The sequence below is a fragment of the Rhodococcus sp. ARC_M5 genome, from assembly GCF_022810405.1.
Classification (GTDB): Bacteria; Actinomycetota; Actinomycetes; order Mycobacteriales; family Mycobacteriaceae; genus Rhodococcoides; species Rhodococcoides navarretei.
Window position 1 is genome coordinate 19678 of record NZ_JALGQE010000013.1, and the last position, 16274, is coordinate 35951.

Below are 16274 nucleotides of genomic sequence, written 5' to 3' on the forward strand. Positions count from 1 at the left end.
ATCGAGCAGTGACTACTACCGAACCCACCGCCGCCAACGGCGGCACCGAGTCTGGGCAGGCCACGTTCGCTCACATCAGCCGGGGCTACTACCCCACCATCGTCGCGCTTTTCGTCGCGACGCTGCTGATCTCGAATGTGGCCGCCAGCAAAGGTGTCGCCTTCTTCGCCTCCTCCGACGTCATGCTCGGACCACTGCAGATCCTGCCGATCAATACCGACGGCGCATTCTTCCTGTTCCCCCTCGCCTACATCCTCGGCGACGTCCTCAGCGAGGTCTACGGCTTCAAAGCAGCTCGCCGCGCGATCTACCTCGGTTTCGGCTCCCTGATCCTCACCTCGGTGTGCTTCTGGATCGCCATCGAACTTCCCGCCGCCTCGTTCTACGAGAACCAAGAGTCACTCGAAACCGTCGTCGGTGTCGTGCCCCGACTGGTTCTCGCCGGCCTCGCCGGCTTTGCCGTCGGCCAGCTGCTCAACTCCTACGTCCTGGTCAAGATCAAGGAACGCACCAAGGAAAAGCACCTGTGGGCGCGCCTGATCGGCTCGACCGTCGTCGGCGAATTCTTCGACACGCTGATCTTCTGCGCCATCGCCGCAGGCGTCATCGGCATCAGCACATGGACCGACTTCATCAACTACGTCGTCGTCGGATTCCTGTGGAAGACACTCGTCGAGGTCCTCGTCCTGCCCATCACCTACCGCGTCATCGCGTACATCAAGAAGCGCGAACCGTCGTACCAGGATGGCTAGGACGCGACCCATTCCGTACTGAGGTCGAAGTAACGCTCCCGGGCCGTCTCGAACGTGGCGACGGCCCGGGTGCCCGGCCAGTCTTCCGGCGTCATGGACGGCGGAAGGCCAGGGTCGACGTAGGGAATGACGCGCCATTCGTCGAGCAACGGGACGAACGTGACAAACGCGTCGCGGGGATTCCGAGCCGCGGACCCGCCGTCGAAGGCCTCGAGAAATGCCCGATGACGATCGGCGATGCCGGCCAGATCCCACCACAGCTCGGCGCTCTCACGCAGCGTGGCGGGAGCCGCGATCTCGGACGCAACGAAGGTCGTGACGTACTGCGACAGCTCCAACGCCTCGACGATGGCAGCGGCCTCGTCTGCGAGATATTCCGGTGCGATCCACAGACCGGGTGAGACTGTGCCGCAGCCTATTCCGGTGAGCCGACGCCTCAGCTGGTGGCGTGCGGCGCGTTGAGCCTCGGGAATAGTGAACGAGATCAACCGAAACGGATCGCCGTCGGCCATCCGCCGGAAGCCGAAGATCCGTCCGTCACCGCGCGCGAACATCGCGTCAGCCTGCTCGGTGATGAGATAGCCGCTGCGGCCGTCTCGATTACTCGATTCGACGACGCCCTTCTTCTTCAATCTGGTCACCGCGATGCGCGTGCTCTCCGGTGGCACCCCGAGCGCGTCCATCCAGACGACAAAGTCGGCGATGGCGAACCAGCCTCCGAGCGGGCGAACGTATGCCCCGAGTACGGTACGCACCAACGAGGTGGCGCTGCCCGGACGAGAGTCGAAGTCGTCGAGGATGGCCCCGGCAGTGCTAGGCGCGGAGTTCGTCACGGATAGCCACGATTCCCAGATACACCTCGCGGTACGAGGTACTCAGGGGGCTCAGTCCCAGTCGAATACCCTGCGGCGCGCGGTAATCCGGGATGACGCCGTGCTCCCACAGGCGAGCGGTGATCGCCTTGAACTCGGGATGGTCGATGGTGACGTGACCGCCGCGTCGATTCGAGTCCTCGGGTGAGGCGATCTCCACCCCGAGCGGTACCAGCATCTCGCGGACCAGTTCGAGGGCGTATTCGGTGAGTGCGACGGACTTCGCGCGTATCGCGTCCATCCCCACCTCGGCGATCATCTCGATAGTGTCCTGCATTGCGATCATCCCGAACACCGACGGTGTGCCACTGATGACGCGTCGAATACCCTGTGCCGGAACGTAACCCTGCGCCATCTCGAACGGATCGGCCCGGCCCATCCACCCCCAGATCGGCTGAACGAAATCGCCCAGAAGATCACTGCGCACGTACGCGAAGGCCGGCGATCCGGGTCCTCCGTTGAGGTACTTGTAGGTGCACCCGACGGCCAGATCCACTCCCCAAGAATCGAGTTCGAGCGGTACCGATCCGACGGAATGACACACGTCCAACAGCATCAGCGCGCCGGCTGCGTGCGCGATACGGGTTGTCTCGGCCACGTCGACGAGGAAGCCGGACCGGTATGCGACGTGGGTGATCACCACCAAGGCGGTGTTCTCCCCCACCACCTCGGCGAGTTGTTCCGGTTCGATACCACCGCGGCGGTCCGTCTCGATCCATCGCAGAGTCATATTCGACTCTGCCGCAATACCTTCGAGCAAGTATCGGTCGGTCGGAAAGTTGTCCCGGTCGATGACGATCTCGGTGCGGCCAGGCCGCAGGGCGATCGCCGCCCGCGCCAGCTTGTACAGCAGTACCGTCGTCGAATCGCCGATGGTGGTCTGGCCGGGCGCAGCCCCGAGGGTGGCGTCGGCCAGGGCATCGCCGATGGTGACGGGGAGGTCGAACCACTGCTCGTCCCAGCCGCGGATCAACCGTCCGCCCCAGGCGTCGGTCATGAAGGCATTGATGCGTTCGACGCTGGCCTTGGTGGGCCGGCCCAGCGAGTTTCCGTCGAGATATGCGGTGATCGACGGGTCGTCACTACCGAGGAACTTCTCGCGATAGCTCCGGAGCGGGTCCTTGTTGTCGAGCTCTAGCGCACGTTCCGTCATCGTCCGATTTCCGTTCTGACAGCCAGCAATTCGGGAAAGAAGGTGAGTTCGAGTGCCTTCTGCAAAAATCCGACGCCACTCGAGCCTCCCGTCCCGCTCTTCATTCCGATGGTTCGCAGCACCGTGCGCATGTGTCTGAAGCGCCACAGCTGGAAGTTCTCCTCGAGATCGACGAGCTCCTCGAAGGCCTCGTACACCGCCCAATGTTCGGTGTGGTTCTCGTAGACGAACTTGATCAGCGGCATCAGGCCCTCGTTGAACGTGTACGCCGCGGTGACGTCACGGTCGAGGGCCGATGCCGGTACTTCGTACCCCTGCCGCGCCAACGACTGCCAGAAGGCGTCGTACAGGCTCGGCTCGTGCAACAGAGCCGAAAGCAATTGGTGCGCAGCGGGATCGGACTCGAAGACCGTCAGCATGCCAGCGTTCTTGTTGCCGAGGACGAACTCCACGGCCCGGTACTGGTACGACTGGAAGCCCGAGGAGTTGCCGAGGAAGTCGCGGAACTGGGAGTACTCCGTCGGAGTGAGCGTGGCGAGGACGGACCACTGCTCGGTCAGTGTCTTCTGGATGTGCTTGACGCGGGCGACGCATTTCAGCGCGGTACCGATGTCGTCGGCATCCAATGCCGCCCGCGCGGCCAGCGTCTCGTGCAGCACCAGCTTGAGCCACAGTTCGGTGGTCTGGTGCTGAATGATGAACAGCAGTTCGTCGTGATGCTCCGGGGTGCTGACCGGCTTCTGGGCGCTGAGCAACGTGTCGAGGTCCAGGTACGCGCCGTAGCTCATGCGGTCACTGAAGTCGGTGACGACAGTCTTTTCTATCGCGCGAGTATTGGCTTCGACGCTCATGGATCGTCCTCGAGGTGGTGGGCTGGTGAGTCCACCGTATTACACATATGTGCCGCCCGCTAGATATCCGTAAGTAAGTCGATCGGCGCGTCCATCAACGGTCGACAACGGTGGTGGTGCGCTCGGCGAGGTTCTGTGCGATCCACTCGCGGAGCGTCGTGGTCGGGATCCCGTGCCGGGCATTGAACGTATCGGCCTTGTCCCATGAGACACCGCGTCCCTGCGCGAAGACGGCACGATACTTCCGGGTCATGTTGTCCGGGTCTGCACCGAGTTCTGCCATCAGGAGCGGTTCCGACCACACCTGGAGCGCGAACGGACGGCCGAGGACTGCTTCGAGGGTCTCGGCGAGTTGGCCGTAGGTGATCGTGTCCCCGGCGACGAAGACGATCTCGTCACGGATGCGCGGCTCGGCGAAGAGGATCTCCGCGGTGAGCGCGCCGATATCCTCCGGCGTGGTCACGGTCACTGCGGTGTCGACGGTCCCGAGGGCATTGACGGTGTCGTTCGAGAGGTCGACCATCCCGGAGCCTGCATCGAAAAGGTAGTTCATGAACATGCCGGTGGAGATGATCACCCACTCGGTGTCGTGCTGTGAACGGAGGAGATCCCGCACGTCGAGCTGGGAGTCGAAGATGTCCTGGGGGCTGCCCCGGCCGATGACGTCGAAGTCGACACCGAACTGCCACGGGAAGTATCGCGGAAGCTTCGCTTGCAAGGCCGCCTGCGCGACTTTCATCGGAGTGTCCAGTCCTGCGGTGATCCCGGTGCAGCCGATGACGGTGTCGTAGTCGGCGAAGACCGCAGCGAGGTCATCGACGGTGTTTTCGACCAAGTCACCACGAACGATGCCTATCCCGAGTTCGCGGATCTCCGCGACGTCGTGCTGCTTGGCCGGGACGGTCGAGTCTATGGTGGTCCCACGGAGCAAGACGTCGACGGCAGATTCCGCGACGCCAGCGGCTCGACGGACGACATTACGTAGGACGGGCATGCCGAGTTCACCGGCTCCGATGACGAGGATCTTCCGTGACGGGCCATTCCAGTCGTTGGTCATGTGTTCCTTTCTTCGGCTCCCCGAGGATCGGGTGCCGAACACGTCTGCGACCATAAACGTTGACATCACTGTCAAGGTCAAATCGGTGGCCACCGACGGAAGGACCCCGGCATGAAAATCAGTGAGGCAGCGGATGCGATCGGAGCGCCGGCACGGATGCTGCGGTACTACGAGCAGCAGGGACTCATCGACGCTGCGCGGTCGGCAAACGGGTACCGCGACTACTCCGACGAGCAGATCGAGCACGCACGCCACGTGCGCGCGCTCGTCGAGGCAGGTCTTTCCACGCGAATGATCAAGATCGTCCTCGACATCGAAACTCCTGAGCCGGAGCGCTATTCGGCGATGGGTGGTCGCGCGGCTGCAGAGGAGCTCGCGCGTGAGTTGCGGGTGGTGGAGAACCGAATCGTGTGCCTCGAGAAAAGCCGCGATGCCGTCATCGACTTCCTCCGTAGCACCGACCACGCAGACCTCCTTACCTAGAAGACGCACTGGAGGACCACGGCCGAGTCGCCCTGATCTGGACTCCGCGGTAGTCGACCTCGATTCGGGTGTCGATACCGCCGCCCGCTGAACTATCCTCGACGTAGTCGGATCGAGTGAGGAATCGAAGTGCGTAGAGCGTCAGGACAGTTGGAGGAGTCGATCCTCGAGCTGCTCGGCGAGCACACGGAACTCTCGGTGGCCCAGGCCCGCGAGCATCTGGACTCCGAGCTCGCCCACACCACGGTCATGACCGCGTTGGTGCGCCTGCACGGCAAAGGCCTCGTCGATCGCGAGCGGCGTGGGCGGTCCTTCGTCTACACCCTCAACGCCCCGGTCGACGAGATCCCCGCGCTTCGGGCCGCGATGCGAATGCGCACCGAACTCGACACGAGAGCCGAACGAGCGGATGTGTTGGCCAACTTCGTGGCCGCACTCGATCCGGAGGACGAGGCGACGCTGCGCGAGCTGCTGGCCAAGTCGGATGCAGCCGAGCACCACCCATGACCCTGCTCCTGGTCGTGGCCGTCCTGCCGTGGGTGCTGTCGCTGGTGCTGGGGTTCGGAGCCGATCAACTCGACCGTCGACTCAATCCGTCGACCGCCGTCGTCCTGTTGCCCATCCTGTCGATGGTCACCGCGTTTGCAGTCGCCGCATCTCTGGCCGCGGTTGCCGCGGTGCTGCTGGCGTCAGGCGAGCTTGCCTGGATAGCGGTGGGAATCATCATCTCCGCGTGGATGGTCTGGCGTGTGGTCGAGGTCGCCCGCCATGTTCGACGCGTTGCCGTCGGCGCGTCGATCGCATCCGAGTTCGGCGACGAAGCGCGGGCGACGGGCGGCATCGTCGTGGTCGACTCCGACGTTCCCGACGCTTTTGCCGTCCCCTCCGGCGGAGGTGCCGTCGTGATCACCACCGGCCTCGCGGAAGCTCTGTCGGACAACGAATTACGCGCCGTGGTCGAACACGAGCGTGCGCACCTACGGCATCGCCACAGCGTGTGGATTCAGATGTGCGAAATCGCGGCTCGACTGGATCCGATTCTTCGGCCGGTTCCGTCGAAGGTCCGGCACGCCGCCGAGCGTCAGGCCGACGAGAGCGCAGCGACTCTCGGCCGTCGAGATACGTTGTCTGCCATCGCCAGGACTGCGTTGCTTCGCGCTCATCTCGACCACGAGACCCGCACCCTCGCCAGTACCGGCGGTGACGTCGTTCGCCGCGTGCAGGCCCTCAGCGAACCAGCACGGCACCGGCCCGACCGCGGAATCCTCGCCGCCGGAGTGGTTCTGATCCTTGCGTTCACCGTCATCTCGGTGGGCTTGTTCGACGTGGTCCAAGATGTGGTGGCACCCGAAACCGGAGAAGCCGCCACCTCGATTTTCCGCTGATCTCAGATACCCGCGACGCCCGCGAGTTGGCCGATCGCATAGGTGACGGCCATCGCGATCGCACCACCGATCACGATGCGAGTCACCGCCGGGCGACTCGGCGCTCCACCGAGGCGTGCGCTGATGGTTCCGGTCAACGCCAGAGCCAGCAGCACCACGACGAACGTCACCGGGATACGCAGCGAAGCAGGCAACAACAGGATGGACAGCAACGGGAGCAGTGCCCCGCTGATGAACGACACCGCCGACGACGCAGCCGCCTGCCACGGATTGGTCAGCGCATCCGGGTCGATTCCCAGCTCGACGTCCACGTGTGCGGCAAACGGATCGTGTTCGGTGAGTTCGCGAGCGACGGTCTGCGCAGTGTCGGCCGACAGGCCCTTGGCCTCGTACAGTGCCGCGAGCTCGGCCAGTTCCTGCTCGGGTTGCTCGTCGAGTTCTCGGCGTTCCTTGATCAACAGCGAACGCTCGGCGTCACGTTGTGTGCTCACCGAGACGTACTCCCCGAGCGCCATGGACACGGCTCCTGCGACGAGGCCGGCAACGCCCGCGGTCAGCAGCGATCCTTTGTCGGTGGTGGCGGCTGCGACACCGACGACCAGACCGGCGGTGGACACGATGCCGTCGTTCGCACCGAGCACCCCGGCCCGTAGCCAGTTCAGCCGACCGGACAGATCTCCGTGCGGTTCGTGCTCGTGCAGGCTTGGCTCTGGCTCACTCATCGCCGGCCGTCACCGATACGTCGTCCCACGCGGCGCGCGCGCCGGACTCACCGATTCTGTACACCTGGACGATTGTGGTCGCTCCGATCACCACTGCCAAGACCACCACCGCGATCGACTGCCACCGCACGGGCGCGTTGCCGCGACGCTCACGCAGATGCAGGAACACGAGTGCCGCGGCGACGACGACCAGACCGACGGAGAAGTAGATCATCCAGTCGCCGATCTCGGTGTGCTGTTCGACCGCAGCGGTCTCGGGCACTCGCTTCTCCAGCCACTCACCGGCCTCGGTCGTCAGCGGCGTCAACACCAACGTGAACACCGCCAGGGCCGCAATGAGCCACACGAGCCTGCTGCGCACACCGGACCAGATACTCGCCGCGATGGCGAGCAGCGCGGTCAACGGTGCCAGCACCACGATGAAGTGAACGAGCAGAATGTGGGCCGGTAGACCGTTGAAGGTGGACATGCGTTCTCCCGCTGATTCGAAGTCGCGTGCACCTCACGCACCGCACATGCTACACATCATGTAGTAGTTGCGCCGACGGTTCGAGAGCTGCCAGGGCTCGCCATGCCGAGTCGGGTGCTGCAACCATCGCATGCAAGATCTGCTCCAGACGTCGCCCCAGTGCGACAACGGAATTCGCGTCGAACAATTCTGTGGGATAGACGATATCGATGTCCGTACCGATAGCGCCCCTGGGTCGTTCCGCGGGCTCCACTCCTGTCTTCCCTTCGCCGTCCCGACGTTCGGTGACGTGAAAATGAAGGTCGCACTTGGCGATATCGATCGGCCGCGGTGTGATCTCGAAGCGCACGTCCCCGACGTCGAAAGTCGCGGCATTGAACACGTCCCACGACAGCGCCACCTGAAAGATCGGGTGCCGCCCATCCGTCGAGTCAGCAGCGAGATCGGCGACGACATCCTCGAACGGCACCGATGCATGGTCGAAGGCCCGTAGTTCGCTCGCACGGGCCAACTGCACAACGTCCCCGACCGTCGCGGCCGCGGCGATCTTCGTCCGGATGGCGACGGTGTTGGTGAAGGTTCCGACGAGTTGCTCGAGTCTCGGGTCGTCGCGACCGGCAACCGGGGTACCGATGACGATGTCGGTGGATTCCGTCGTCCGGGCGAGCAGAATCAACAGTGCTGCGCGCAGCACGGTGAATCGTCCTGTCCCGCAACGCTGTGCCAGATCGGTCATTCTCTCGGTGGTGTCTGCGTCGAACCGAAGCGACGTGCGAGCGCCGGAGAAGTCCCAGTCCTGCGTGCGACTGCGGTCCAACCGCAAGCCCCTGGAGCTGGGTATGTCCGCCAATTCCGCGCGCCAGAAGTCGAGATCGGCCGACACATCGCGGTCAGCGGCCCAGACGCTGTAATCGGCGTATTGCAAGGGTAATTCGGGCCACGACGGTGCCGTTCCGGCAATCCTGGCGTGATAAGCCAGTACGAAATCCGACGCCAACAGCCCCAGTGACCACCCGTCCGCTGCACTGTGGTGGACAGCGCATGCGAGCACGTGGTGATCGGGCGCTACTGCGAACAGGCGAGCTCGGATCGGAAACTCGGTGCGCACGTCGAAGGGGTGCTCGAGCGTGTGCACCACCGCGGCGTCATCGAAGTCGACAACGTCCAGGTTCGGTACCGCCGCCCCCGACGAATCAGGCTCGACTATCTGCACCGGAACCCCGTCGATATCCGGGTAAAGCGTCCGCAGGGTGTGGTGCCGATCGATCAGGTCGGTCATCGCCTGCAAGGCTGCCGCTGCGTGGAACTCCCCGGAAATCGTGACCGTGAACGGCAGGTTGTACAGCGGAAGCCGTGCGCTTCGATCGATGTGGCGTTGCTGCGGCGCAAGCGGAACTGCAACTACGCCCTCCGCTATTCCGCGTTCGGGCCGCGAATTCTGCTGCCTCCCAATACGTCTACGATCGTCGATACATCGAGCCAAGGACTGAACGGAGGGCGCACCGGCGAGGTCGCGCACGCCGATGTCCACCGAGGCCTCGGCCCGCACGGATGCGACAACTCTGGTCGCCGCCAGCGAGTCGCCGCCGAGGTCGAAGAACGACGCAGCGCAATCGATGCCGTCCGTTCCGAGCACGCGCGCGAACGCTACGGCCACCATCTCCTCGGTGGCACCGGACGGCTCGGTTCGAGCACCGGTCGTCGACGGGGCGAGGTCCGGAAGAGGGAGTGCGCCGCGGTCGACCTTTCGATTGATCGTCAGCGGAATCTCGTCGAGTATCGAGAGGGTCGCCGGCACCATGTGCGCAGGCAATCGCCCCACAAGCTCCCGGCGGATGTGCTCGGTGTCGAGCACGTGTTCGCTGCTCGCGGCAACGACGTAACCGTCGATACGCAGGTCGCCAGTCCGACTGCGACGCAATGCCGATGACGCCGCAGCCACCTCGGGATGCGCCCGTAACGCTGCGTCGATCTCGCCCAACTCGACGCGATTTCCCCGGATCTTGATCTGATCGTCGGTGCGGCCGAGGAATTCGAGCGTACCGTCGCCGCGCAGACGCGCCCGATCTCCACTGCGGAACATCCGACTCCCGTTGCTGCCGAACGGGTTCGCGACGAAACGCGCCGCTGTGTCCGCGGTGCGGCCGAGATATCCGCGCGCAACGCCGGGAGTCTCGATGTAGATCTCGCCGACCGCGCCCAACGGAACGGGCCGCAGAGTGCGATCGAGAAGGTGAATCACCGCAGCCACCATGGCTCGTCCGATCCCGTCCGCGCTGCCCGGATGCAGTGGCTCGGTCATCGTGACACTGCAGGTCGTCTCCGTGGGGCCGTAGGCGTTGAGCAGTCGTCGACCCACCGACCAGCGGTCGACCGCGTCCTGCGGTGCCGCCTCACCGCCGATGATGACAGTCCCGACACCTGCCAGTGCCGCAGGATCCAACGTCGCCAGAGCCGAGGGCGTGATCAGCAGATGGGTAATTGCCTGCTGAGCAATCACATCCGACAGTTCTGCGCCGCCGTAGCTATCCGGCGGTGCGATCACCACGGCCGCGCCCGCGGTTGCTGCAGCAAGCACTTCGACGATGGCGGTGTCGAATCCGGGTGAGGCGAGATGACAGACTCGTGACTCGGCGTCGATGTCGTAGCTGCTCCGAATCTGTTGCACCAGAGCAGCGATGCCATCGTGGGTCACGACGACGCCTTTGGGAGTGCCGGTGGAGCCGGAGGTGTAGATGACGTATGCCGCGTGGTGCGGTGTCGTCGGCGCAGCTTCATCGTCCGGGCCTCCCTCCGCGAGAACATCATCGAGGTTCAGCCACTCCACCTCACCGAGCTCTCCGCCGCCCGTGCACAGACCCAACACCGCCCCGCTGTCACGCAACACGAAGTGTGCCCGCTCGCGGGGATGATTCGGGTCGACCGGAACGTACACCGCACCCACGCGTGCGATCGCCCAGAACGCGACGACCCCCTCGATAGATCGGCCGATGCGCACACCGACCCGGTCCTCCGTACCGATCCCTCGGGCAGTCAAGGTGGATGCGAGTGCGCAGACTCGTGCGGCCAGTTCTCCGTAGGTGATCGAGACGTCGGCGTCCTGGAGTGCAATTCGATTGCTGTGCTGTGTGATTGCCGTCGAGAACACCTCGTTCAGTGATCCCTGTTCCGTCGTGGTCGCGCCCACCGACGCGGGCGTCGTTCGTGGCTCCTCGGGCAGGAACAGGTCGAGGTCTGCTACCGCGGTGTCCCCGCAGCCGGATTCGGCAAAACGGTCGAGAAAGTGCAGGAACCGTTCGTGGTGTCGGGCGAGGTCGCTCGGTGTGTACGCGGCAGGGTTGGCCTCGAAGTCGATGCGCGGACGCGCTCCGCCTCGACCGGGATAGATGTTGACGGCGAGATCCGACACGGGGCCTGTGGTCAGGATGTTGATCTCGCCGTCGAAGTCCCCGACGGCCACGGTGTTCGCGAACATCATCACGTTGATCGTCGGACCGAAACGCCCTGCGTGCAGGGAATTCCCACTCTCGGACACCGGCGGCCTGCTGCGCTGATGCCGGAGCACGCCACCGATGGCCACCTCGGTGGCCTTGATCACGTTGTTCACCGTCGCCGCTCCGACGCCCGGCAACCGCAACGGCACCACATGCGACAGCGAGGACCCGGCCCGGCGCAACATCGCTGTCGGCCGCGCCGAGACCGGCAACGACAAATCCACGTCGTCGGTGTCGTTCATACGCGCCAGGTACGCGGCGAATGCCGCGATCACCACCGTCGACGTCGCATGACCCGAAGCGGTCGGAGCAACCGATCGATCCTCGCCGACGACGATCGGCACCGACGCAGGCCGAGCCGTCCGCCCGAGAGGCTCGGCATAGCCCAGGTCGGTCGACTCCCAATGCGCTCGATCGCGTCGTGCGCGGGTGGAGGTGCGGTAGCGCTCGTCCTCGGCGACAAGCGCGGCCGGGGTCGTCGGATCGATGGCCGCAGGCTCGACGCCACCAGACGCGGCGGCATACAGGGCCGCGGCCCGCTCGAGCACCTTCATCGAGGCATAACCGTCGAGCGCGATGTGGTGGGCTCTGGTGTACCAGAAGACGCGATCGTCCCCGACGCGGAGGACCCGCAACCGCACCAGCTGCCCGTCCATCGAGAAGGGCGTCCGACAATCGTCGTTCATGCACTGCATGGCCGCATCGGCCGGACGGTCGTGTCCGCGGAGATCGAGGATCTCGACCCTTTCGGTCTCCCGAGGCTCGAACCGCTGCCTCGGACTGCCGTCGACCTCGATGATTCGCATCGTCGACGACGAGAACTCTCGATGCGCCCGACTACCGCACTCGACAAGCACGTCGACGTCCACAGCGCCGATGATGTCGACGTAGTACGCAATGGTGAAGGGCACGTCCGGCATGAACTGTTGGGCAATCCAGATGTCGGCCTGGGACGAACTCACAGGTAAGACGTCGTCGTTCATGGTGGACCCCCACGGCGATTCTGTTACTACACACTCGGTAGTAATAGGCTACCTCGCCGAGTCAGCGGCCAGGTGTCGCCGGCACCCGGCAGCGGCCTGAAGTCGCACAACACGGGGATTGCCCTAAGGTGACACCCGTGCTGCAGAGCAACCACTATCACCATCTGATGTTCGGTCCCGCTGCGATTGCGCGACAGAAGGTCGACGGCAGTTACACCGCCTACGGCTCACAGACCGAGCGACCCGATGACGGCCCGACGCCTCTCGACACTCGCGAGAAGGCCATGATTCGCGCGCTGGATCAGTTCCAGATCGCCACCGTCGCCGAGACCGGGTGGCCCTACATCCAGTATCGAAGTGGGCCGAAAGGCTTCCTGCAGGTACTCGACGACCGAACGTTGGGCTTCGCCGACTTCGCCGGCAACCACCAGTACGTCACCGCCGCCAATCTCGATCACGACGACCGCGTCGCCCTGCTCTTGGTGAATTACCCTCTGCGTCAACGCCTCAAGCTCTACGGACGGGCACGTACCGTCGAGAAGACCGACGATCCCGAACTGCTGGACCGACTGCGAAAGATCGGCGACACGACCGTCGCCGCCACGTGTGAACGCAGCGTCGTCATCGACGTCGAGGCATTCGACTGGAACTGCACCCGCAGCATCATCCCCCGCTACGACGCGGCATACCTCGCGGACCTCTCCGAGGTCTACCAGCGCAAAGCAGCCGAACGGGAACAGGAACTGCTACAGCGCATTTCGGAGCTCGAGAATCAGCTCACGCAGTCTTCGATGCATAGAAGCGACCCAGGAACTCCGTCTTGAATTCCGCGAAGCGTCCCTGATCGATGGAGGCTCGGATGTCGTCGACCAGTTTGACCGTGAAACGCTCGTTGTGGATGGTGCACAGCGTCGACGCAAGCATTTCCTTGGCCTTGAACAGGTGGTGGATGTACGCGCGGGTGTAGTGCGCGCAGGTGTAACAGTCGCAGTTCTCGTCGATCGGGGTGAAGTCGCGTCGATGCTTGGCGGTGTTGATGTTGAAACGTCCCGACGGCACGTAGATCGCCGCATTGCGCGCCACGCGTGAGGGATTGACGCAGTCGAACGTGTCGGCACCGTTCTCGATGGCGGTGAAGAAATCGTCCGGCTCGCTGATGCCGAGCATGTGCCGCGGCTTGTGTTCGGGCAGTTCCTCGTTCACCCACCGGGTGATGGTGCCCAGGTTCTGCTTCTCGAGTGCGCCGCCGATGCCATAGCCGTCGAAGCCGCGTCCCGTCTCTCCGGTGATCGTCTCCAGATCGTGCGCGGCCTTGCGTCGTAGATCCTCGTACTGCGCGCCCTGCACCACTCCGAACAACGCCTGGTACGGCTTGTCGGCACGCTCGACCGTCAGACGTTCGTGCTCGAGGACGCACCGCTTGGCCCACGCCTGCGTCCGATCGACCGACTTCTCTTGGTAACCGCGGGTATTCATCAGCGTCGTCAATTCGTCGAACGCGAACATGATGTCGGCTCCGAGGCGATGCTGAATCTGCATCGACACCTCGGGGGTGAACCGATGCTTGGAGCCGTCGAGGTGGGACTTGAACGTCACTCCGTCGTCGTCGACGTGCGCGAGACGTTCTTTGCCCTCGGCGATGACGTCGTCGGATTGCACGCGCGTGGCGTCCATCGAGATGACCTTCTTGAACCCGACGCCGAGCGACATGACCTGGAATCCGCCGCTGTCGGTGAACGTCGGCCCGTCCCAGTTCATGAACTTGCCCAGCCCGCCTGCCTCGTCGACGATGTCCGAGCCCGGCTGCAGATACAGGTGGTACGCGTTGGCGAGCACAGCCTGCGCGCCGAGCTCCTTCATCGCCTCCGGCAGCACCGCTTTGACGGTCGCCTTGGTTCCCACCGCGATGAACGCGGGGGTGGCGATGTCACCGTGCGGGGTGTGGATGGTGCCGGTGCGGCCGAGCTCACCGTCGAGCCGGGTGCCGATATCGAAGCCGAAACTGGAGGAACTCACCGCGTCAGTATGCCGCTGCGCGGCAGTGGTGCGGTTAAGTGCCCTCTGCGGCACTTATTCACGCCACTGCGGCGGAGGCGCACTCAACTGCTGTAGAGCCGGTAATACGCACCCTTGGCGTCGAGCAATCCTTCGTGATTGCCCTGCTCGACGATGCTGCCGTTCTCCATCACGACGATGGTGTCGGCATCACGAATGGTCGAGAGGCGATGCGCAATAACAAAACTGGTGCGATCGTTTCGCAGCGCTGCCGTCGCCTTCTGCACCAGCAGCTCGGTGCGAGTGTCGACCGAGCTGGTGGCCTCGTCGAGAATGAGGATCAGCGGCTTGGCCAGGAAGGCACGGGCGATGGTGATGAGCTGCTTCTCACCGGCGCTGACGTTGTTGCCCTCCTCGTCGATGATCGTGTCGTATCCGTTGGGCAACGAATGGACGAATTTGTCGACATAGCTGACCCGAGCTGCTTCGAGGATCTCTTCCTCGCTGACGGTCGGGTCGCCGTAGGCGATGTTGTCGCGGATAGTGCCACCGAACAACCAGGTGTCCTGCAACACCATGCCGGTTCGTGAGCGCAGCTGGTTGCGCGTCATCTGGCGTGTATCGACACCGTCGAGTGTGATTCGGCCGGAATCGATCTCGTAGAACCGCATGATCAGGTTGACCAGTGTGGTCTTGCCGGCTCCTGTCGGTCCGACGATCGCCACCAGATGTCCCGGGTCGGCGGTGAGCGATAGATTCTGGATGAGCGGCTGCTCCGGCGAGTAGCTGAACGAGACATTGTCGAATTCGACGCGTCCGCGACGCTCCGTCGGGCTGGACGCAGGCACGACGTCCGGGTCTTCCTCGTCGGCGTCGAGCACCTCGAAGATGCGTTCGGCGGACGCGACTCCGGACTGAATCAGATTGATCATCGCGCCGACCTGCGACAGCGGCTGAGTGAACTGCCGCGAATACTGAATGAACGCCTGCACTTCGCCCAGGCTCAGTGTTCCCGACGCCACGCGAAGACCGCCCACGACGGCGACGACGACGTAGTTGATATTTCCGAGGAACATGATGATCGGCATGATCAGACCGGAGATGAACTGCGCCCGGAAGCCTGCTTGGAAGAGCTTCTCGTTGCGGTCACCGAACTCGCGTTCCACCTCCGCCTGGCGGCCGAACGCCTTGACGATCTCGTGGCCGGTGTAGGTTTCCTCGATCTGGGCGTTGAGCTTGCCGGTGTGCTGCCACTGCGCCACGAAGTGCGGCTGCGACCTCTTGGCGATCAGCGCGGTCACCAGGAACGAGGCCGGGATCGTCAGCAGCGCAACCAGAGCGAGCAACGGTGAGATCCAGATCATCACGCCGAGGATGCCGAGCACGGTCAAAATGCCGGTGATCAGCTGGCTCAGTGTCTGCTGCAGGCTTGTCGAGACGTTGTCGATGTCGTTGGTGACGCGGCTGAGCGTCTCGCCTCGGGCATTGTTGTCGAAGTACTGCAGCGGCAGGCGATGCACCTTGGCCTCTACGCTGCCGCGCAGCAACAGGATTCGACGTTGCAACGCGATGTTGAGGATGTAGCCCTGCCCCCACGCCAGCAGTGCAGACGCCACATAGAGTACGAGCACCCAGAGCAGGACCGTTCCGACGGCACCGAAATCGATTCCCGCACCGGGTGTGACGTCCATGCCCGAGACCAGATCGGCGACGGTGTCGTTACCGGCGGCCCGAAGGCCCTCGACCGCTTGTTCTTTCGTCTGACCCGGTTCGAGATCTCCGCCGACGACTCCGTTGAAGATCAGGTTGGTGGCGTGCCCGAGGACGGTCGGCGCAGCCACGCTGAGGACGACGCTGACAATTCCCAGCACGAGCATCAGGCTCAGCAGGAATCGTTCCGGAGCGAGCAAACCGACGACGCGTTTGAACGAGCCCTTGAAGTTCTTGGCTTTCGTGGCCGGCAGCGCCTTCGCGACGCGGCTGCCCTTCTTCTTCTCGGTGGAAGGCTCGGCCGCGGAATCCTTGCCGGCTGTGGAATCTTTGGTGGTGTCGATGTCG

At 63.9% G+C, this 16274-nt stretch carries 14 protein-coding genes; 5 read left to right on the forward strand and 9 right to left on the reverse strand.

The window, feature by feature from the left end:
- Positions 1–8 precede the first annotated feature (8 nt).
- Positions 9–752, forward strand: a complete 744-nt coding sequence (locus tag MTX34_RS18770; protein WP_243594288.1) for a queuosine precursor transporter — start codon at positions 9–11, stop codon at positions 750–752.
- On the opposite strand, the gene MTX34_RS18775 is transcribed toward MTX34_RS18770, so the two are convergent.
- From MTX34_RS18775 to MTX34_RS18790, 4 genes are all read right to left on the reverse strand, one after another.
- Positions 749–1585: a PaaX family transcriptional regulator C-terminal domain-containing protein gene (locus MTX34_RS18775; RefSeq protein ID WP_243610384.1), complete on the reverse strand. Its 837-nt coding sequence runs from the start codon at positions 1583–1585 to the stop codon at positions 749–751. The two genes, MTX34_RS18770 and MTX34_RS18775, sit on opposite strands and share 4 nt — an antisense overlap.
- A complete protein-coding gene (kynU, locus tag MTX34_RS18780) occupies positions 1566–2777 on the reverse strand; it encodes a kynureninase (RefSeq protein ID WP_243610385.1) in 1212 nt (403 codons plus the stop codon). Before kynU ends, MTX34_RS18775 begins: the two co-directional genes overlap by 20 nt.
- Positions 2774–3628: a tryptophan 2,3-dioxygenase gene (locus tag MTX34_RS18785; RefSeq protein ID WP_243610386.1), complete on the reverse strand. Its 855-nt coding sequence runs from the start codon at positions 3626–3628 to the stop codon at positions 2774–2776. The genes kynU and MTX34_RS18785 overlap by 4 nt, the downstream gene beginning before the upstream one ends.
- A gap of 94 nt (positions 3629–3722) precedes the next feature.
- On the reverse strand, positions 3723–4685 hold the full coding sequence (locus MTX34_RS18790) for an aromatic alcohol reductase (protein ID WP_243610387.1): 963 nt from the start codon (positions 4683–4685) through the stop codon (positions 3723–3725).
- A gap of 111 nt (positions 4686–4796) precedes the next feature.
- Between MTX34_RS18790 and MTX34_RS18795 the strand changes: the two genes are divergently transcribed.
- The 3 genes from MTX34_RS18795 to MTX34_RS18805 all read left to right on the forward strand — a co-directional run bounded on the left by MTX34_RS18795 (position 4797) and on the right by MTX34_RS18805 (position 6553).
- Positions 4797–5168 carry a MerR family transcriptional regulator gene (locus MTX34_RS18795; RefSeq protein ID WP_243610388.1) on the forward strand — a complete coding sequence of 124 codons (372 nt, stop codon included), beginning with the start codon at positions 4797–4799 and terminating at the stop codon, positions 5166–5168.
- A 129-nt stretch (positions 5169–5297) separates the two neighbouring features.
- A complete protein-coding gene (locus MTX34_RS18800; RefSeq protein ID WP_243594294.1) occupies positions 5298–5675 on the forward strand; it encodes a BlaI/MecI/CopY family transcriptional regulator in 378 nt (125 codons plus the stop codon).
- On the forward strand, positions 5672–6553 hold the full coding sequence (locus MTX34_RS18805) for a M56 family metallopeptidase (protein WP_243594295.1): 882 nt from the start codon (positions 5672–5674) through the stop codon (positions 6551–6553). Before MTX34_RS18800 ends, MTX34_RS18805 begins: the two co-directional genes overlap by 4 nt.
- 2 nt (positions 6554–6555) lie before the next feature.
- Here the strand turns inward: MTX34_RS18805 and MTX34_RS18810 are convergent, their stop codons facing one another.
- From MTX34_RS18810 to MTX34_RS18820, 3 genes are read right to left on the reverse strand one after another with little or no spacing between them, the layout of a single operon-like run.
- A complete protein-coding gene (locus tag MTX34_RS18810) occupies positions 6556–7275 on the reverse strand; it encodes a VIT family protein (protein ID WP_243594296.1) in 720 nt (239 codons plus the stop codon).
- Entirely contained in the window at positions 7268–7744 is a 477-nt protein-coding gene (locus MTX34_RS18815; RefSeq protein WP_243594297.1) for a DUF2231 domain-containing protein, read from the reverse strand. Before MTX34_RS18815 ends, MTX34_RS18810 begins: the two co-directional genes overlap by 8 nt.
- A 49-nt stretch (positions 7745–7793) precedes the next feature.
- Positions 7794–12221 (reverse strand): amino acid adenylation domain-containing protein, encoded by a 4428-nt coding sequence (locus MTX34_RS18820; RefSeq protein ID WP_279393483.1) that lies wholly within the window; start codon positions 12219–12221, stop codon positions 7794–7796.
- A gap of 137 nt (positions 12222–12358) precedes the next feature.
- On the opposite strand from MTX34_RS18820, the gene MTX34_RS18825 reads away from it, so the two are divergent.
- Complete coding sequence (locus MTX34_RS18825) at positions 12359–13045, forward strand: pyridoxamine 5'-phosphate oxidase family protein (RefSeq protein WP_243610390.1); 687 nt, start codon at positions 12359–12361, stop codon at positions 13043–13045.
- Here MTX34_RS18825 and tgt read toward each other — a convergent pair.
- Both tgt and MTX34_RS18835 read right to left on the reverse strand, forming a co-directional pair.
- Complete coding sequence (tgt, locus tag MTX34_RS18830; protein ID WP_243610391.1) at positions 12999–14237, reverse strand: tRNA guanosine(34) transglycosylase Tgt; 1239 nt, start codon at positions 14235–14237, stop codon at positions 12999–13001. The genes MTX34_RS18825 and tgt overlap by 47 nt on opposite strands.
- Positions 14238–14320: 83 nt before the next feature.
- Positions 14321–16180: an ABC transporter ATP-binding protein gene (locus MTX34_RS18835; protein WP_243610467.1), complete on the reverse strand. Its 1860-nt coding sequence runs from the start codon at positions 16178–16180 to the stop codon at positions 14321–14323.
- Positions 16181–16274: the final 94 nt, after the last annotated feature.